Origin of the sequence: Pantoea sp. CTOTU49201 (assembly GCF_032054795.1) — a bacterium.
Classification (GTDB): Bacteria; Pseudomonadota; Gammaproteobacteria; order Enterobacterales; family Enterobacteriaceae; genus Pantoea; species Pantoea symbiotica.
The window spans coordinates 1-17,673 of sequence record NZ_DAMBSA010000045.1 but is presented as its reverse complement, the minus strand read 5'-3'; the positions used below and the strand labels follow the sequence as shown (position 1 = coordinate 17,673).

Annotated in this window: 18 protein-coding genes and 1 pseudogene; 13 read left to right on the top strand and 6 right to left on the bottom strand. The window is 52.1% G+C overall.

The window, feature by feature from the left end; translation table 11 throughout:
• The 8 genes from RTY00_RS05420 to ruvX form a co-directional block, all read left to right on the top strand.
• A partial coding sequence (locus RTY00_RS05420) for a methionine adenosyltransferase domain-containing protein (RefSeq protein ID WP_312663698.1) occupies nucleotides 1-362 on the top strand: 362 nt, incomplete at its 5' end.
• A gap of 465 nt (nucleotides 363-827) precedes the next feature.
• The gene (locus tag RTY00_RS05415) at nucleotides 828-2,222 is read left to right on the top strand and encodes a sugar porter family MFS transporter (protein WP_312663697.1); all 1,395 of its coding nucleotides are present in this window, start codon (nucleotides 828-830) and stop codon (nucleotides 2,220-2,222) included.
• Between the two features lie 118 nt (nucleotides 2,223-2,340).
• On the top strand, nucleotides 2,341-2,853 hold the full coding sequence (locus RTY00_RS05410; protein WP_312663696.1) for a SprT family zinc-dependent metalloprotease: 513 nt from the start codon (nucleotides 2,341-2,343) through the stop codon (nucleotides 2,851-2,853).
• 101 nt (nucleotides 2,854-2,954) lie between these two features.
• Nucleotides 2,955-3,662 carry a deoxyribonuclease I gene (gene endA, locus RTY00_RS05405; protein ID WP_312663695.1) on the top strand — a complete coding sequence of 236 codons (708 nt, stop codon included), beginning with the start codon at nucleotides 2,955-2,957 and terminating at the stop codon, nucleotides 3,660-3,662.
• A gap of 74 nt (nucleotides 3,663-3,736) precedes the next feature.
• Complete coding sequence (gene rsmE, locus RTY00_RS05400; RefSeq protein WP_008107252.1) at nucleotides 3,737-4,468, top strand: 16S rRNA (uracil(1498)-N(3))-methyltransferase; 732 nt, start codon at nucleotides 3,737-3,739, stop codon at nucleotides 4,466-4,468.
• Between the two features lie 77 nt (nucleotides 4,469-4,545).
• Nucleotides 4,546-5,490 carry a glutathione synthase gene (gene gshB, locus RTY00_RS05395; RefSeq protein ID WP_008107250.1) on the top strand — a complete coding sequence of 315 codons (945 nt, stop codon included), beginning with the start codon at nucleotides 4,546-4,548 and terminating at the stop codon, nucleotides 5,488-5,490.
• Nucleotides 5,491-5,572: 82 nt separating this feature from the next.
• Nucleotides 5,573-6,136: a YqgE/AlgH family protein gene (locus RTY00_RS05390; protein ID WP_312663694.1), complete on the top strand. Its 564-nt coding sequence runs from the start codon at nucleotides 5,573-5,575 to the stop codon at nucleotides 6,134-6,136.
• A complete protein-coding gene (ruvX, locus tag RTY00_RS05385) occupies nucleotides 6,136-6,552 on the top strand; it encodes a Holliday junction resolvase RuvX (protein WP_061720236.1) in 417 nt (138 codons plus the stop codon). Before RTY00_RS05390 ends, ruvX begins: the two co-directional genes overlap by 1 nt.
• A 117-nt stretch (nucleotides 6,553-6,669) precedes the next feature.
• Here ruvX and RTY00_RS05380 read toward each other — a convergent pair whose 3' ends face one another.
• The gene (locus RTY00_RS05380) at nucleotides 6,670-7,662 is read right to left on the bottom strand and encodes a type IV pilus twitching motility protein PilT (RefSeq protein ID WP_312663693.1); all 993 of its coding nucleotides are present in this window, start codon (nucleotides 7,660-7,662) and stop codon (nucleotides 6,670-6,672) included.
• A gap of 16 nt (nucleotides 7,663-7,678) precedes the next feature.
• Here RTY00_RS05380 and RTY00_RS05375 point away from each other — a divergent pair, with 16 nt between their 5' ends.
• Genes RTY00_RS05375 through hemW form a run of 4 tightly spaced genes read left to right on the top strand, consistent with a single transcriptional unit; the run spans nucleotide 7,679 to nucleotide 10,699 of the window.
• Nucleotides 7,679-8,386, top strand: coding sequence for a YggS family pyridoxal phosphate-dependent enzyme (locus RTY00_RS05375; protein WP_312663692.1), 708 nt, complete (start codon nucleotides 7,679-7,681; stop codon nucleotides 8,384-8,386).
• A gap of 12 nt (nucleotides 8,387-8,398) precedes the next feature.
• Nucleotides 8,399-8,953 carry a YggT family protein gene (locus RTY00_RS05370; RefSeq protein WP_008107240.1) on the top strand — a complete coding sequence of 185 codons (555 nt, stop codon included), beginning with the start codon at nucleotides 8,399-8,401 and terminating at the stop codon, nucleotides 8,951-8,953.
• 20 nt (nucleotides 8,954-8,973) lie between these two features.
• Nucleotides 8,974-9,567: an XTP/dITP diphosphatase gene (locus tag RTY00_RS05365; protein ID WP_008107238.1), complete on the top strand. Its 594-nt coding sequence runs from the start codon at nucleotides 8,974-8,976 to the stop codon at nucleotides 9,565-9,567.
• Nucleotides 9,560-10,699: a radical SAM family heme chaperone HemW gene (hemW, locus tag RTY00_RS05360; RefSeq protein WP_312663691.1), complete on the top strand. Its 1,140-nt coding sequence runs from the start codon at nucleotides 9,560-9,562 to the stop codon at nucleotides 10,697-10,699. The genes RTY00_RS05365 and hemW overlap by 8 nt, the downstream gene beginning before the upstream one ends.
• Nucleotides 10,700-10,737: 38 nt before the next feature.
• On the opposite strand, the gene RTY00_RS05355 is transcribed toward hemW, so the two are convergent.
• The 5 genes from RTY00_RS05355 to trmB form a co-directional block, all read right to left on the bottom strand.
• Entirely contained in the window at nucleotides 10,738-13,035 is a 2,298-nt protein-coding gene (locus RTY00_RS05355; RefSeq protein ID WP_312663690.1) for an Ig-like domain-containing protein, read from the bottom strand.
• Nucleotides 13,036-13,206: 171 nt separating this feature from the next.
• Entirely contained in the window at nucleotides 13,207-14,967 is a 1,761-nt protein-coding gene (locus RTY00_RS05350) for an Ig-like domain-containing protein (protein WP_312663689.1), read from the bottom strand.
• 176 nt (nucleotides 14,968-15,143) lie between these two features.
• A complete protein-coding gene (locus tag RTY00_RS05345) occupies nucleotides 15,144-15,860 on the bottom strand; it encodes a DUF2884 domain-containing protein (RefSeq protein WP_312663688.1) in 717 nt (238 codons plus the stop codon).
• 102 nt (nucleotides 15,861-15,962) lie between these two features.
• A complete protein-coding gene (locus RTY00_RS05340) occupies nucleotides 15,963-16,289 on the bottom strand; it encodes a YggL family protein (RefSeq protein WP_008107231.1) in 327 nt (108 codons plus the stop codon).
• Nucleotides 16,289-17,008: a tRNA (guanosine(46)-N7)-methyltransferase TrmB gene (trmB, locus tag RTY00_RS05335; RefSeq protein ID WP_008107230.1), complete on the bottom strand. Its 720-nt coding sequence runs from the start codon at nucleotides 17,006-17,008 to the stop codon at nucleotides 16,289-16,291. Before trmB ends, RTY00_RS05340 begins: the two co-directional genes overlap by 1 nt.
• Nucleotides 17,009-17,162: 154 nt before the next feature.
• Here trmB and RTY00_RS05330 point away from each other — a divergent pair.
• Nucleotides 17,163-17,673 (top strand): annotated as a pseudogene (locus RTY00_RS05330) (A/G-specific adenine glycosylase); the annotation flags it as partial.

Genomic DNA, 17,673 nt, shown 5'->3' with positions numbered 1-17,673 from the left:
GTAAGGATCCGTCAAAGGTCGACCGTTCTGCCGCTTACGCTGCACGTTATGTAGCGAAAAACATCGTCGCGGCTGGCCTGGCTGACCGTTGCGAAATCCAGGTTTCTTACGCCATCGGCGTGGCTGAGCCAACTTCCATCATGGTTGAAACCTTCGGTACTGAGAAAGTTTCTACCGAGCAGCTGACGCTGCTGGTACGCGAGTTCTTCGACCTGCGTCCATACGGCCTGATTCAGATGATGGATCTGCTGAAACCGATCTATAAAGAGACCGCTGCATACGGTCACTTTGGTCGTGAGCACTTCCCGTGGGAGCAGACTGACAAAGCGGCGCAGCTGCGCGAAGCGGCGGGTTTGAAGTAAGCCCAGAAGCGACATCGTTATCAAGCCCGCCACTGGCGGGCTTTTTTGTGCCCGTAGGGTCGTCATTTATGACGACCTGGTCCCCAACCACTCCAACAACTCCAAACCTCGATTTGTCACTTCTTCCAGGCTGTCTACACTTCTTTCACCTCGCTTACAACTTGGTGATAACGATTACATTTTGAAATCCTTTAACAATCGGCAATTTAGAGATTTTTCAGCGTAGTTATTACGGTGAAAATGCGTTATTTTCAGCGTCCTCTGATTGCCGGTATTTAGTGCGATGTCAGAAACTTAAAGGGTGCTATACCTTACTGGTTACGTAACTATTTCGGGCGGAAAATGCTGGATTGCAGGGTTTCAGCGTGTGTAACCGATTACACTGATGTGATCTTACTCACTTTTTTCCGCCGACAGGTTTCATAACATTGATAACAACAACGATGGATAAACTTTGGAGGCTTCATGCCTGGTAATACTCATAAGAGCAGAACTTCAAATAAGGTCATGACCTTGTTTGTCTGCTTTTTAGCGGCGCTGGCCGGCTTGCTGTTTGGATTGGATATCGGTGTTATCGCCGGTGCTCTGCCTTTCATCGCGAAAGACTTTAACGTCACCGCTCATCAGCAAGAGTGGATCGTCAGCTCAATGATGTTTGGTGCTGCTGTTGGTGCTGTGGGTAGCGGCTGGATGTCATCGCGTCTCGGTCGTAAAAAGAGCCTGATGGCCGGTGCGATTCTGTTCGTTATCGGTTCGCTGTGGTCTGCAGGCGCGACCAGCCCGGAAATGCTGATCGCCGCACGTGTGGTGCTCGGCCTGGCCGTCGGCGTCGCCTCTTACACCGCGCCGCTGTATCTCTCTGAAATCGCACCAGAGAAAATTCGCGGCAGCATGATTTCGCTGTACCAGCTGATGATCACCATCGGTATTCTGGCGGCGTATCTCTCCGATACCGCGTTCAGCGATGCTGGCGCATGGCGCTGGATGCTGGGCATCATCACCATTCCAGCGGTGCTGCTGTTGATTGGCGTGTTCTTCCTGCCAAACAGCCCACGCTGGCTGGCGGCTAAAGGTGATTTCCGCAGTGCTGAGCGCGTGTTATCGCGTCTGCGTGATACCAGCGAGCAAGCAAAACGCGAGCTGGATGAAATCCGTGAAAGCCTGAAAATCAAACAGTCAGGCTGGCAGCTGTTCCAGAGCAACAGCAACTTCCGCCGCGCGGTGTTCCTTGGCGTGCTGTTGCAGGTGATGCAGCAGTTCACCGGTATGAACGTCATCATGTATTACGCGCCGAAGATCTTCGAAATCGCTGGCTTTGCTAATACCACGCAGCAAATGTGGGGCACGGTAATTGTCGGTCTGGTGAACGTACTGGCCACCTTTATTGCTATCGGTCTGGTGGATCGCTGGGGCCGTAAGCCTACGCTGGTGCTGGGCTTCATGGTGATGGCGATTGGTATGGGCATCCTCGGCACCATGCTGCACATCGGCATCAACTCGCCAGAAGCGCAGTACTTCGCGGTGGCGATGCTGCTGATGTTCATCATTGGTTTTGCGATGTCTGCCGGTCCGTTGATTTGGGTACTGTGTTCCGAGATTCAGCCGCTGAAAGGCCGCGACTTCGGTATCACGGTTTCCACCGCGACCAACTGGATTGCCAACATGATCGTCGGTGCTACCTTCCTGACCATGCTGAATACGCTGGGCAACGCGCCAACCTTCTGGGTTTACGCCGGTCTGAACGTGTTCTTCATTCTGCTGACGCTGGCGCTGATTCCAGAGACCAAAAACGTCTCGCTGGAGCACATCGAGCGCAACCTGATGTCTGGCAAAAAACTGCGCGACATCGGTCAGAAGTAATTCCGATAAGCGAATGCAAGGGCTGCCAACTGGCAGCCCTTTTTTATAGGTTCGCCATTAATGGTGAGCGCTGCACACTCTGTTGATTCAACCGCTGCAACCTTTTATGCTGCCCCACATGAAAACACCACGCCTTCCCATCGCCTTACAGCAAGCCGTCATGCGCTCACTGCGCCATTATTTGCAGCTGGCTAACGAAAAGCTGGAACGCCGCTTTGATGAGCCCTCTTTGATCTACCAGCAGCGCGGCACCGTTGCGGGCACCGCATGGCTGGAGAAGTGGGAAATCCGCATCAATCCGGTGCTGCTGCTGGAGAATCAGCAAGCATTTGTTGATGAAGTGGTGCCGCACGAACTGGCGCATCTGCTGGTGTGGAAAACCTTTGGCCGCGTGCCGCCGCACGGCAAAGAGTGGAAATGGATGATGGAGAGCGTGCTGGGTGTGCCTGCGCGTCGCACCCACAAGTTTGAAATCGACTCGGTGCGCAGTAACACCTTTCCCTATCGCTGCAGCTGCCAGCAGCATCAGCTTACTGTGCGCCGCCATAACCGCGTGCTGCGCGGTGAAAGCGAATATCGCTGCGTGCACTGCAAATCGCTGCTGCAACCCGGTGAGTTTTTATCGAAATAGTTTAGCAATATAGTTCAGCAACATAGCCTAATCTCATATCCCGTACGTCATCATTCTGTTACCCTGCCGCCCTTTTTCAGGACCAGGTTAATTTTTGGAATATGTCTCGCAAAACGCTGCTGTTACTTACCTTATTAGTTGCCCCGCTTAGCGCTTATAGCCTCAGTTTTACTCACTATCATCAAAACAATTTTAGTCAGGCCAAAACTTATGCCGCGCAGATCAACGCTGATGCGCCCGCCGACTTTTACTGCGGCTGCAAAATCAGCTGGCACGGCAAAAAGGGCGTGCCCGATTTAAACAGCTGTGGCTACAGCGTGCGTAAGAACGCCAATCGCGCCGAACGTATTGAGTGGGAACATGTGATGCCCGCGTGGGAGTTCGGCCATCAGCGTCAGTGCTGGCAAAACGGCGGCCGCAAAAGCTGCAGCAAAGATGCCGATTACCGCCGCATCGAAAGCGATCTGCATAACCTGCAGCCCGCGATTGGTGAGGTGAACGGCGACCGCAATAACTTCCAGTACAGTCAGTGGAACGGCGGCGAACAGCAGTACGGTCAATGCGGCATGAAGGTTGATTTTAAGCAGAAACTGGCGCAGCCGCCGGAGCGTGCGCGTGGCGCCATTGCCCGCACTTACTTCTATATGCGCGACCAATATCATCTGCGCCTGTCACGCCAGCAAACCCAGCTATTTACCGCGTGGGATAAGCAATATCCGGTGACGACGTGGGAGTGCGAGCGCGACAATCGCATCGCCAAAGTGCAGGGAAATCATAATTCCTACGTACAGCAGGCTTGCCAGCGCTAAAAGCGCTACCCTACACTAGCTTTTTTTCGATTGCGCCGTGTCCGCTGACACGGCATAACGCTGGCAGGAACCGCATGCGTATACCTCGCATTTATCATCCCGAATCTCTCGAAGTTAACAGTGAAGTCTTCCTCGACGAGGATGCCGCTAACCATGTCGGACGCGTGCTGCGCATGACGGCCGGTCAGCAAATTGAGCTGTTTGATGGCAGTAATCTGACTTTTAGCGCCGAAATCACCCAGGCTGATAAAAAGCGTGTAAAAGTAAGGGTCCTTGCCAGTCAGGCTGATGACCGTGAATCCCCGCTGCATTTACACCTCGGCCAGGTAATGTCGCGCGGTGAAAAAATGGAATTCACTATCCAGAAATCGATCGAACTTGGCGTGAATGTGATTACGCCCTTGTTTTCTGAACGCTGCGGCGTAAAGCTGGATGCCGAGCGACTGGCAAAAAAAATTCAGCAATGGCAAAAAATCGCGATTGCCGCCTGTGAACAGTGCGGCCGTAATCGTGTGCCGGAAATTCGCGAACCGATGACGTTACAAGCCTGGTGCGCGGAAGCCGAAGACGGTTTGAAGCTCAATTTGCATCCGCGCGCCAGCCACAGCATCAATACGCTGCCGCAGCCGGTTGAGCGTCTGCGCCTGCTGATTGGGCCGGAAGGCGGCTTAACCGCCGATGAAATTGCCATGACTGCGCAGCAGGGTTTTACCGATATTCTGCTTGGACCACGCGTGTTGCGCACCGAAACCACCGCACTCACCGCCATTACGGCACTTCAGGTGAGGTTTGGTGACCTCGGTTAAGCGATACTTTCGGGTTCGAACGTAACTTCACAGCACAACGCTTTCGGGGTAGCTGCTTCCCCATTTAGGAGAGAATAATGATTAAGCTTGGCATCGTTATGGACCCGATTTCGTCCATCAACATAAAAAAAGACACCAGCTTCGCCATGTTGCTGGAAGCACAGCGCCGTGGTTACGAAATTCATTACATGGAGATGAGCGATCTCTCCCTGCGCGGTGGCGTGAGCTATGCGCGCACCCGTCTGCTGAGCGTTGAGCAGAACTACGACAACTGGTACACGTTTGGCAGCGAGCAGAATATCCCGCTGGCCGATCTTAACGTGGTGCTGATGCGTAAAGATCCGCCGTTCGACACCGAATTTATCTACGCCACTTACCTGCTGGAACGCGCAGAAGAGCAAGGCACGCTGATCGTCAATAAACCGCAGAGCCTGCGCGACTGCAACGAGAAGTTGTATACCGCGTGGTTTGCCGACCTGACGCCAGATACGCTGGTCACGCGCAACAAAGAACAGCTGCGCGCCTTCTGGCAGGAACACGGCGACGTGATCCTGAAGCCGCTGGACGGCATGGGCGGCGCATCGATCTTCCGCGTGAAGCAGGACGATCCCAACTTTGGCGTAATCACCGAAACCCTGACTAATCACGGCCAGAACTTTTGCATGGCGCAGAACTATCTGCCGGCGATTAAAGATGGCGACAAACGTGTATTGGTAGTGGATGGCGAACCTGTGCCGTACTGCCTGGCGCGTATTCCGCAAGGCGGCGAAACGCGCGGTAACTTGGCGGCTGGTGGCCGTGGTGAAGCGCGTCCGCTGAGCGACAGCGACTGGGAAATTGCGCGCCGTGTCGGCCCAACGCTGAAAGCTAAAGGGCTGATTTTTGTCGGCCTGGATATCATCGGTGATAAACTGACAGAAGTTAACGTGACCAGCCCAACCTGCGTACGTGAAATCGAGGCCGCGTTCCCGATATCGATCACTGGCATGCTGATGGATGCCATTGAGAAACGCCTGGGCTGATGCCGTCGGAGTCTCCACTCCGTGAACACCCAAAACCGGCGCTGCCGCGGCTGCGCCGGTTATTTTTGGTATACGAGTGATAATGAATTTACAGCATCATTTTTTAATTGCGATGCCGTCGCTGCAGGACCCACTGTTCAAACGCTCGGTAGTCTATATCTGCGAGCACAATGAAGATGGCGCCATGGGTTTGATCGTGAATAAGCCGATGGAAAACCTGACGGTCGAAGGCATTCTGAAAAAGCTTAAAATTAGCGCAACTGAACGCGATCCTGCCATCAAACTGGACAAGCCGGTGTTCGCCGGTGGTCCGCTGGCGGAAGATCGTGGTTTCATCCTGCACTCGGCACAGCGCATTTACTCCTCAAGCATTCGTATCTCTGACACCACGGTGATCACCACTTCGCGTGATGTGCTGGAAGCGATCGGTACCGCTTCACAGCCCGATAACGTGCTGGTGGCGCTCGGATATTGCGCCTGGGAGAAAGGTCAGCTGGAAGATGAGCTGCTGGAAAATGCCTGGCTCACCTCGCCTGCTAACACTAATATTCTGTTCCAGACGCCCATCGCTGAGCGCTGGCGTGAAGCGGCACGCGGTTTAGGTGTTGATATTCACAATATTGCCACCGATGCAGGACACGCCTGATGGCCAGTGAAACCTTGCTGGGCTTCGATTTCGGCACTAAAAGCATCGGCGTTGCGGTCGGTCAGCAGCTAACGGGCACCGCCCGCGCGTTAACGGCGCTCAAAGCGCAGGATGGCACGCCGGACTGGAAGCTGATCGAAAAGCTGCTGAAAGAGTGGCAGCCCGATTATGTGGTAGTAGGTTTGCCGCTGAATATGGATGGCACCGAACAGGAGCTCACCGCGCGCGCACGTAAGTTCGCCAATCGCCTGCATGGCCGTTTTGGCGTTCGCGTCGAACTGCAGGACGAGCGACTGAGCACCGTCGAAGCGCGTGCCGACCTGTTTGAACGCGGCGGTTTTCGTGCGCTGCAGAAAGGCCAGGTTGATTCCCAATCCGCAGTGATCATCCTCGAAGATTGGTTTGATACGCATTAAAGAGCGTATATAAACCCGGTGCGCATTAATGCGCACCCTACGGTAAATCCACACACGCTGCCGTCATTGGCTTGTCGTAGGGTCGCCATTCATGGCGACCGATATAACAACATCGCGCTAAATCATCCCCGCCACCTGCCGCGCCTGCTCGCTCTGGGCAAAGGTTTGCATGCCAGTCTGCGCACCGGTTTGCAACACGCCAGGCAACTGATGCATTTTGCCTTCGCGGATCAGGTTCGCCACCGCTGGCGTCGCCACCAACACTTCAAACAAGCCAATGCGCCCGCCCGCTTTCGCCGGCACTAAACGCTGCGCCAGCACCGCTTTCAGGCTGCCCGCTAATTGGGTGCGCACCAGGTTTTTCTCCTCGGCAGGAAACACATCTACCAGCCGATCGACCGCCTGAGTTGCGCCGCGCGTATGGAGCGTAGCCAGCACCAGATGGCCGGTTTCTGCCGCAGTGAGCGCCAGCCGGATGGTTTCACTGTCGCGCAATTCACCGAGCAGAATCACATCAGGATCTTCACGCAGCGCAGCTTTCAGCCCGTGTTGAAACGAAGCGCAGTGCGCGCCGACTTCACGCTGCTGAATCAGCGATCGCTGGCTGCGATGCACAAACTCAATCGGATCTTCCAGCGTCAGGATGTGACGCGCCTGCTGGCGGTTCAGGCAATCCACCATCGCCGCCAGCGTGGTGGATTTACCGCTACCGGTGGCGCCGGTAATTAAAATCAGCCCCTCTTCCAGCTGTAACAGCTGGCTCACTACGTCAGGTAAATGCAGGCTGCTGAGATCGGGCGCCTGGCTGGCAATCAGCCGCAGCGCCAGCGATAAACCGTGACGCTGCATAAACAGGTTGGCGCGCAGTCGAATGCTGCTGGCAAGCGTGATGGCAAAGTCAACGTGGCCATTCTCCTCCAGCTCGGCCTGTTGTGATGGCGTGAGCCACTGCTGCATAAAGGCTTCCAGCCAGCCGCCATCCAGCGCGTTCTGCTGCGGAATCGGCTCCAGCACGCCTTGTCGCCGCCAGTGCGGCAAATGTCCGCTGCAAAGGTGCAGATCGGCGGCGTTATGCTTTACACTAAGGGCCACAATTTCATCCAACTCCATTTAACTTCTCCTGACTATGACTTCCATTGAGCACAACTTACAGCAAGTGCGTGAGCGTATCGCCGCTGCCGCCGCACGTTGCGGCCGCGCGCCAGAAGAAATTACGCTGCTTGCAGTGAGCAAAACCAAACCTGCGAGCGCGGTCGCAGAAGCCATTGCCGCTGGACAACAAGCGTTCGGTGAAAATTACGTGCAGGAAGGGGTTGAAAAAGTGGCTGAGCTGGCCGCACATCCTGATTTGCAATGGCACTTTATCGGCCCGCTGCAATCCAATAAAAGCCGTCTGGTAGCGGAAAACTTCGCCTGGTGCCACACCGTTGACCGTCAGCGCATCGCGCAGCGCCTGAACGATCAGCGCCCGGCGTCGTTGCCGCCGCTCAACGTGTTAATTCAGGTAAATATCAGTGACGAGAACAGCAAATCTGGCATCATGCTGGAGGCGTTGCCGGAGCTGGCGCAGCAGATCGCCGCACTGCCGAATTTGCGCTTGCGTGGGCTGATGGCGATTCCGGCACCAGAATCAGACTACGCGCGGCAATTAGCGGTGTGTCAGCAGATGGCCGCCGCGTTTCATGCCTTAAAACAGGATTATCCTGACGTCGATACGCTTTCTCTGGGAATGAGCGACGATATGGACGCGGCTATCGCCGCGGGCAGCACCATGGTGCGTATTGGCACCGCCGTTTTTGGCGCGCGGGATTATGCGCGACCTTCACAACAATAATTGAGGAACCTCATGTTAACACTGACGTTTTTAGTCAAAACGCTGATCGATTTGTACGTGATGGTGCTGCTGCTGCGCATCTGGATGCAGTGGTCGCGCTGTGACTTCTACAACCCGCTGGCGCAGTTTGTCGTGAAGATCACCCAACCGATTATCAAACCGCTGCGCCGCGTGATCCCGGCGATTGGCCCGATTGATACCGCATCGCTGCTGCTGGCCTTTGTGCTGACCACGCTGAAATATCCGATCCTGTTGTTGATTCAGGTCGGCGTGTTCTCGGTCGATCCCACCAACCTGCTGGTTGGCCTGTTGTCGCTGGTGAAATCCGCCGGTTATCTGGTGTTCTGGGTGATCATCATTCGTTCGCTGATGAGCTGGATCAGCCAGGGTCGCGGCCCGGTGGATCAGGTTTTGATGCAGCTGACTGAACCGCTGATGTCGCCAATTCGCCGTATTCTGCCGGCGATGGGCGGTATCGATTTCTCTGCCATGATTGTGATTCTGGTGCTGTACGCGCTGAATTTCCTCGGCATGGACCTGTTCCCAGGTCTCTGGTATTTGCTGTAATTCGTCTATCTGGAACTGTTATGCAAAAAGTTGTTCTCGCTACCGGTAATCCGGGCAAAGTTCGTGAACTGGCCGATCTGTTAGCGGCCTTCGGACTTGATATCGTGGCGCAAACCGAACTCGGCGTTGAGTCGGCGGAAGAAACCGGCCTGACCTTTATCGAAAACGCCATTCTGAAAGCGCGTCATGCGGCTGAAATCACCGGCTTACCGGCGATTGCCGATGATTCCGGTCTGGCGGTCGATGCACTGGGCGGCGCGCCGGGGATCTACTCCGCGCGCTATGCGGGCGTTGATGCCAGCGATCAGCAAAATCTGGACAAGCTGCTGGTAGCATTAGAAAAGGTGCCGGATGGCGAACGTCAGGCGCAGTTCCACTGTGTGCTGGTTTACGTGCGTCACGCCGCCGATCCAACGCCGCTGGTGTTTCACGGTAGCTGGGCCGGGGAAATCACCCGCGCGGCAGCGGGCGCAGGCGGTTTCGGTTACGATCCCATCTTCTATGTCCCTGAATTGGGTAAAACGGCGGCAGAGCTGAGTAAAGACGAAAAGCGCGCCGTCTCTCACCGTGGTAAAGCATTGACGCTGCTGCTGGAAGCGATGCGCAATGCCTGAGTTACCTCCTTTAAGCCTGTACATCCACATTCCGTGGTGTGTGCAAAAGTGTCCGTACTGTGATTTCAACTCTCACGCGTTAAAAGGCGAGGTGCCGCACATTGAGTATGTGCAGCACCTGCTTAACGATCTCGAACAGGATTTGCCGCTGACCGGCGGGCGTGAAGTGCGCACTATTTTCATCGGCGGCGGTACGCCAAGCCTGCTGAGCAGCAATGCAATGCAGATGCTGATGGACGGCGTGCGGGCACGTTTGCCTCTGGCGGCCGATGCGGAAATCACCATGGAAGCCAATCCAGGCACCGTGGAAGCCGATCGCTTTAGCGCCTACCAGAAAGCCGGTATTAACCGTATTTCGATTGGCGTGCAGAGTTTCAGTCCGCAGAAGCTGGAGCGCCTGGGCCGTATTCACGGACCGGAAGAAGCGGTGCGCGCGGCACAGCTGGCTGAAGGTTTAGGTCTGCGCAGCTTTAACCTCGACCTGATGCACGGCTTGCCGGATCAATCGCTGGAAGAAGCGCTGGATGATTTACGCCAGGCAATTGCGCTCAATCCGCCGCATCTGTCGTGGTATCAGCTGACGATTGAGCCGAATACCTTATTCGGATCGCGTCCGCCAAAACTGCCGGATGACGATGCGCTATGGGATATCTTTGAGCAAGGCCATCAACTGCTGAGCGCTGCGGGCTATCAGCAATATGAAACCTCGGCGTATGCCAAACCGGGTTATCGCTGCGAGCATAATCTCAACTATTGGCGCTTCGGTGATTACCTCGGCATTGGCTGTGGCGCACACGGCAAGCTGACGCAAACCGATGGTCGCATCGTACGTACGGTGAAAACCCGTCATCCGCGCGGCTTTATGAAAGGCAACTACCTCGATAAGCAGCACGACGTGGCCGAGAACGACAAGCCGTTCGAGTTCTTTATGAACCGTTTCCGTCTACTGGAAGCGGCACCGCGCGCAGATTTCCGTCGCTACACCGGCATGGATGAGCAGGTGATTCGCCCGCAAATTGATGCGGCGATAAGCGCGGGATATGTGGTGGAAACGGTTGAAAACTGGCAGATCACTGAGAAAGGGAAACTGTTCCTGAACTCGCTATTAGAATTGTTCCTGACAGAAGAGTAAAAGAATGCCCGGCTTTAACCGGGCATTTTTATATCATATTAGCTGTAAGTAATATCAATTTCCTGATTCACTAACAGCGTGTAATGCTCTTTACTATTGGTTAATAGCGTCCAGCTTTCTCCGCCAACCTGTAATTTATTCTGTGACATTAACCAGCCATCGCTAAAGTCCGCATGATTAAGGGTAATACTGTCTCCGGTATCGCCATCAATCATAAACTGCTTACTGTTATCGCTGATAAATAACCCGTTACTTCCTTCAGCCAGTAACGCTTTTAAATCAATGTTAAGCTGATTATTACCTGTGCCAGTAATATCGATTTTTTGCATGCCATTAACACGATCACTTACTTCTGAAAAATTAATAAGCTGGTTGGCGCTATCAAAGATTACACTTCCCGCGGTTTCAGGATGCAAATGTTGTGTGGTAATCAACCAATTCGCGACATCAATAATATGCAGTTCACCCGCCGCTGGGGAGTAGATTGGGGCCGCATCTGTTGAAGCGATGCTATTTACCTTACTAACACCACCTGCCTCACCACTTCCCCATGTCATGGTATCGATGGTCCAGCCAACATCATTGACTGTTTTAACCCAGCCTTTATACCAGTAATATGCATAAGTATCTGGATCAACGGCGGAGTGTACTTCTATGTAACCAATCGGTTTATTAGCCATTGCCTGATAACTGAACACACTGCTTTGAGATTCGTAGTTAATTGTTCCACTGCTGATAAGTACTTGTGTGGTGATAAGCTCGCCATTTGGGGAGAAAATTTTCACTTCAGCATTGCTATTATGTAAATTAGCATAATTGAAAGCTACATAGTCCGTTTCACCAAAATCATATTTAACGATTGAATTATCCAGCATAGTGACTGCACGGCCATGATAATAATCGTTATGCGTTTTGCCATTGGTCATGATGCCTGTATGCCAGCCGTTGGCTGCATCACCGTGTTTCAATTCCGTGACTTTGAGCTTCCCATAATTATAGGTTACTCCAGTTTTCCAGTTATCATTTCCTCTTGATTCCCAGTCTTCAAAGTTTCTTTCATATTTAGGTAATGGTTTGTAATTCACTGGATAATTAGATGAATAGACACTTTCATTACCTGCGGCATCTATTGCTTTCACGCTAAAGTTATTTATGCCTACATTCATGTCATAAGATGGTGTTATTATCCAATCACCGTATACGTTTGCCTGAGCTGATCCGACAGCAATGCCATTTTGAAACAGCGTAACCAAACTGTTGGCTTCCGCCTTACCGCTGAAATCCAGCCGTGAGTCATCAGTTGGCTCTCCCGGTAATATATTGCTGATAGGCCCAACATTATCAATCGCCTGTAAAATAGTCGGCTGGATGGTTGATGTATCTATAATCAACGTGGTGCTACCACTCCATTTGCTCACGTTACCTGCGTGATCAATATTGCGGACGCGGAAACTCCACTCACCATCGGACAAATCTTTCGGCGGTGTCCATTCCCAGTTACCGTTAATATCAACAGCCACGGTCGCGGTGGTAATCCAGGTGCCATTTTTGCTTGCATATTGAACACGCACATACTCACCTGGCTCACCCTTACCATGCAGTTCCGGGCGAAGATCATCGGTCGCCTGACTAAAATCAAACTCACCGCGTTTTAAGCCTACATTATCTTGGTAGTAACTAATTGATGCACCGTCCGGATTTTGCGTATCGAGTTGGAACTTCCATGATTCTGATAGCTGGCTACGATTGTCTGCTCGGTCTTCGGCTACTGCACTCAATTCATATTCGCCATCTTTTGGCAGACTGACTTCCACTTCCCACTCGCCCAGCGAATTCGCCTTTACCGACGCCAGCGGCGTTTGGCTGTTTTTATTGTAAATATAGACCAGACTGTTAGCTTCAGCCTCACCACGGATTACTGGATTAGCGTCGTTAGTAAAACCGTTACGTTTGATACTATTTCCATCCTGAATACCGCCATCTACATTATCTTCAATTGCGATGATCAACGGTTTTACTGGCGGAGTCGTATCGATATTGTATTCGATTAAAAGGGGCGTACTGCTATTACCAGCACGATCAAAACCAATAAACGTAAGTGTATATTCACCATCTGGCAACGGCTGCGCAGGTGTCCAAATGAAGTTACCGTTAACCACCGGGATTTCTACCGGGTTTGCACCGTTAACCATAACCATGACTTTAACGGTGTCTGGAGAAGGTGCACTTCCCTGCCAGGTTTTTTGCGGGTCATTATACCAACCGGGTTCAGCAAATATGATGAGTGATGGCAGCACAAAAGGATATTCATTTGATGCAGACTTGTCGTAAATCACGATAAAAACTCCTTAAAGACCAATTAGATTTTGATGGTTAAAACCATTTAAATAATTATCAATTTAACTTCTTTATGGTTACCAGATTCGTCGCGAATAAAATACCATTAGTATCTAACAAGAAAATATAAACCAGCCTAAATAGACTGGTTTTATGATATTTACGAAACATTAATTGTAATTAACTTCAATTTCCTGATTAACCAGCAGCGTGTAGTTCTCTTGATTATTGGTTAACACCATCCAATTTCCCCCGCCGACCAGCACGTTGCTCTGCGAAATTAACCAGCCATCATCGAAGTCAGCAGAATCAAGAGTCAGTTGATCACCTGAATTTCCATCAATCATCAACTGCTTACTCTCTTCGTTGATAAACAGTCCCACCTCTCCTTCGGCCAGCAAAGCTTTCAAATCCAGATGAAGCTGATTATTGCCATTTCCGGTAATATCAATTTTCTGTATACCGTCCACACGTGAACTCACTGCTGCAAAATCAATTAGCTGATTTTCACCTGAAAAAATAAAATTAGCCGCCCTTTCTGCATGCAGAGGGTGAGTACCGCTTAACCAACTCGCAATATCAATAATATGGATTTCACCAGATACTGGCGTATAAAATGGAATATCGGTCGATGAATCTACAATGTACATATTAGATTCATCGGGAAGAATAGGGTTAAATCTCACCTGATAATTTGCAGTGTACGAACTTTCATTTCCCGCCAAATCTATAGATTTCACACCAAAATTATTTATCCCAACTCTCATATCTTGTAGCGGAGTGATTTTCCAATCCCCCTCAATATTTGCTTGCGTTGATCCCACGGCCATTCCATCCTGATACAGCTTTACCAAGCTATAAGCTTCAGCTTTTCCGCTGAAATCAAGACGTGCATCTTCGGTAATCTGCCCTGGAGAAACATTACGTATTGGCCCAACATCATCCAGCGCCTGCAAAATGATAGGTTGAGTTGTCATAGTATCAATCAGCAAAGTAGTGCTGTTGCTCCAATTGCTAGCGTTGCCCGCATGGTCAATGTTTCGAACGCGGAAACTCCATTCACCATCGGAGAGATTATTTGGCGGCGTCCAGTGCCAATTGCCATCGCTGTCAACCGCTATCGTTGCGGTGGTTATCCAATTACCATTTTTACTGGCGTACTGAATGCGCACATATTCGTCAGGCTCACCGCTGCCATGCAATTCGGGCCGAGCATCATCGGTGACACGGCTGAAGTTAAACTGGCCGCGATACAGACCAACATCATCTTGATAATCAATTATAATGGCGCCATCCGGAGTTTCGGTATCCAGCTGAAATTTCCATTTAAGCGATGGCTGGCTGCGATTATTTGCCTGGTCTTCTGCGACAGCACTCAACTCATATGCGCCATCATTCGGCAGATTTACTTCAATGTCCCATTGACCCTGCGCATTCGTTTTCACTGAAGCCAAGGGTGTTTTACTGCTTTTGTTATAGATGTACACCAGGCTATTTGCTTCTGCCTCACCGCGTATGACCGGATTCGCATCATTGGTGTAGCCATTTTTCTTTATGCTATCACCGTCTTTTTTACCACCGTCGACATAATCTTCAATTGCCGTAATTACTGGCTTATCTGGCGCCACGGTATCAATGTTGTAATTGACCAACACGGTTTTACTAAGATTATTTGTGGCATCAACAGAAGTAAAACCCAGTACATATTCACCATCAGGCAATGGTAAAGAAGGCGTCCAGGTAAAACGCCCGCCACTCACTGGCACGCTTAACGGGTTATTTCCGTTGATGCTAATGAGGACAGCAACAGTATCCGGTGAATAAACGCTACCTTCCCATCGTTTCTGTGCATCGTTATACCAGTCAGACTTAGCCCTTACCATGAGAGATAAAGGTGAATTATTGGAAGCTGAGGGGTTAGAAAATAGCATAAAAATTCCTTAAAAAATAAATAATTTCAATGAGTTGAATCACACTGACATCATTATTATTTTGGTATTTTTACAGTTATCAGATTCGTCCCGAATCTAAGGTTCTAAAATGCAGTGCACCTTAAAAACAAAAAGCCAGCCGTAAATGGGCTGGCTTTATTTAAATAGTCAAGCTATTAACCTTTAACGCCCTGCATCACACCTTTACGCTGATCTTCCAGGACAGTAACGCGGTTACACACTTCGTGGCCGAAGTTTTGGAAATCCTGCTCTTGCTTATTCCATTCCGCCTGTACCGACTGCTGTAAACCGCCAAGGTTGCCCATGATCGCCTGCAGCGGATTGCTGCCATTTGCCGCCTGGCTGCTGCCCATTTCGTTGAGGCTATCCTGCATGATGCCGCCCAGCGTGCTCTGCACCAGCTTCTCGCCTTCCGCGCGCACCTGATCGATGGCCTGATGATGGAAGGTCAAGCCGTCTGGACGATGCTCAATAATGCGGTTCATTTGCTGCTTAAGCTGACCATCCAGCTTGGTGAGGCGATTACGCACGTTACTGCTCTCGCCGAGCTTCTCGATAATCACTTTATCCAGCGCCACGCGGCTGCGCTCCAGACGCGAGGTCGCGCCGCTATCGATCCACGGCAAATCGCGACGCAGCGCGGTTTGATAATCGATGGCTTTCTGGCGCGCGGCGTTATCCACGTTGACCTTCTGGCCATTAAACTGCACATCGCCCTTCGGAGTGATTTCGAGGTTGCCGTTGGTTCCCACCACCTGCACGCTCTGCGGTTTAATGATCACATCATCCTGTGGCTTGACGCTGCACTCGTATGCAGCCTGAGCCTGAGTTGCCGCCAGCAGCAGCGCGGCGATAAGTGCCTTACGAACCATGAAATCTCCTGAGCAATAAAAAGGTCGCCATAAATGGCGACCCTACGAATTCCGTTGTAGGGTGGCCATTTATGGCCACCTTCCCGCATCAACCACTAAAACTTAGTCCCACCAAACGTCGAAGAGTTCAGTCACCTGAACATCGGTCAGGTTGTGGGCTTCCAGCCACTTGCGCACCAGCTCGCGGTGCTCATCGGTGCATTTGCCGGTTTCCTGCAAGCACACCAAACCTTCCCACACCAGATAACCGCTGCCGTCATACGCCAGACCATTCGGCGCGATCACTTCATTAATGAACTGATCAACAGTGGCGTCGATTTGCTCCTCGGTGGTGCCTTCGGCAAAACGCCAGGCGACGGAGAAGCCTAATTCCTGAAACTCATCAATATGCAGTTTTTTACGCAAACGACGGCTACGCTGTACGGCCATTATTTCACCCTCTCAAACATCAGATCCCATACGCCATGGCCCAGTCGCTGCCCGCGCTGCTCAAACTTGGTTAACGGACGCGTTTCTGGACGCGGCACGTAATTGTTACTTTCCGACTGATTTTTATATCCGTCGATGCTGCTCATCACTTCCAACATGTGTTCGGCGTAGGCTTCCCAATCGGTCGCCATATGGAACACGCCGCCCAGCTTCAATTTGCGCATCACCAGCTCAGCAAACGGCACCTGTACGATGCGGCGTTTGTTATGGCGCGCTTTGTGCCACGGATCCGGGAAGAACAGCTGCACCATGCGCAGCGAGTTATCCGGAATCATCTTCTGCAGCACTTCTACCGCGTCGTGACACATCACGCGCAGGTTTTCCACGCCCGCTTCCTTCGCCGATGCCAGGCAAGCACCCACGCCCGGCGCATGCACTTCCAGGCCAAGGAAGTTTTGATGCGGATTGTTCTGCGCCATGGTCACCAGCGAGGCGCCCATGCCGAAACCGATCTCCAGAACCACCGGCGCGTCGCGGCCAAACAGCGTCACCAGATCCAGCGGCTCCTGCTGGAACTCCACGCCCATCTCCGGCCATAAATTATCGAGCGCGAGCTGCTGTCCTTTCGTTAAGCGCCCCTGACGGCGCACAAAACTGCGGATACGGCGTAATGGCCGCCCGTTCTCATCAAATTCTGGGGTGATGACGTCATTAATCATGTTGAAGCCTGCTGGTTAGCCTGTTCTGGGAAACGGGCATTATGCAAAGTTAGGAAGCAGAAGCAAGCCTTTGCAATGTTCCGGTTTACACCCTGAGGTCTCTGTGCTGGAATTCCTGCCTGATTGTAGAGTAAACACGGAAAATTTCCTTCTTATGATGCAAGCGCCGACGTTCGCGCAACAAGTGCTGGATTGGTATCAGCGCTTCGGTCGCAAAACCCTGCCGTGGCAGCAGGAGAAAACGCCGTACAAGGTATGGCTCTCTGAAGTGATGCTGCAGCAAACCCAGGTTGCTACCGTCATTCCCTATTTTGAACGCTTTATGGCGCGCTTCCCAACGGTGGCCGATCTGGCGGCTGCGCCGCTGGATGAAGTGCTGCATCTGTGGACCGGTCTCGGCTATTACGCGCGTGCGCGTAATCTGCACAAAGCCGCGAAACAGGTGGTGGAGATGCACGGCGGCGAGTTCCCGCGTAACTTTGACGATGTCGCAGCGCTGCCGGGCATTGGTCGTTCTACTGCGGGCGCAGTGCTTTCGCTGTCGCTGGGTCTGCACTTCCCGATTCTGGATGGCAATGTAAAACGCGTGCTGGCGCGCTGCTACGCGGTTGGCGGCTGGCCGGGTAAAAAGGACGTTGAAAAACGGCTGTGGCAGATCAGCGAAG

Excerpts from the sequence above, each read along its gene's own strand:
- ruvX (WP_061720236.1), top strand. The coding sequence starts at position 6,136 with ATGGCCAGTGAAACCTTGCTGGGCTTCGATTTCGGCACTAAAAGCATC.
- rsmE (WP_008107252.1), top strand. The coding sequence starts at position 3,737 with ATGCGTATACCTCGCATTTATCATCCCGAATCTCTCGAAGTTAACAGT.
- gshB (WP_008107250.1), top strand. The coding sequence starts at position 4,546 with ATGATTAAGCTTGGCATCGTTATGGACCCGATTTCGTCCATCAACATA.
- RTY00_RS05345 (WP_312663688.1), bottom strand. The coding sequence starts at position 15,860 with ATGGTTCGTAAGGCACTTATCGCCGCGCTGCTGCTGGCGGCAACTCAG.
- trmB (WP_008107230.1), bottom strand. The coding sequence starts at position 17,008 with ATGATTAATGACGTCATCACCCCAGAATTTGATGAGAACGGGCGGCCA.
- hemW (WP_312663691.1), top strand. The coding sequence starts at position 9,560 with ATGCCTGAGTTACCTCCTTTAAGCCTGTACATCCACATTCCGTGGTGT.
- RTY00_RS05390 (WP_312663694.1), top strand. The coding sequence starts at position 5,573 with ATGAATTTACAGCATCATTTTTTAATTGCGATGCCGTCGCTGCAGGAC.
- RTY00_RS05410 (WP_312663696.1), top strand. The coding sequence starts at position 2,341 with ATGAAAACACCACGCCTTCCCATCGCCTTACAGCAAGCCGTCATGCGC.
- RTY00_RS05415 (WP_312663697.1), top strand. The coding sequence starts at position 828 with ATGCCTGGTAATACTCATAAGAGCAGAACTTCAAATAAGGTCATGACC.
- endA (WP_312663695.1), top strand. The coding sequence starts at position 2,955 with ATGTCTCGCAAAACGCTGCTGTTACTTACCTTATTAGTTGCCCCGCTT.
- RTY00_RS05370 (WP_008107240.1), top strand. The coding sequence starts at position 8,399 with ATGTTAACACTGACGTTTTTAGTCAAAACGCTGATCGATTTGTACGTG.
- RTY00_RS05350 (WP_312663689.1), bottom strand. The coding sequence starts at position 14,967 with ATGCTATTTTCTAACCCCTCAGCTTCCAATAATTCACCTTTATCTCTC.
- RTY00_RS05365 (WP_008107238.1), top strand. The coding sequence starts at position 8,974 with ATGCAAAAAGTTGTTCTCGCTACCGGTAATCCGGGCAAAGTTCGTGAA.
- RTY00_RS05380 (WP_312663693.1), bottom strand. The coding sequence starts at position 7,662 with ATGGAGTTGGATGAAATTGTGGCCCTTAGTGTAAAGCATAACGCCGCC.
- RTY00_RS05375 (WP_312663692.1), top strand. The coding sequence starts at position 7,679 with ATGACTTCCATTGAGCACAACTTACAGCAAGTGCGTGAGCGTATCGCC.
- RTY00_RS05340 (WP_008107231.1), bottom strand. The coding sequence starts at position 16,289 with ATGGCCGTACAGCGTAGCCGTCGTTTGCGTAAAAAACTGCATATTGAT.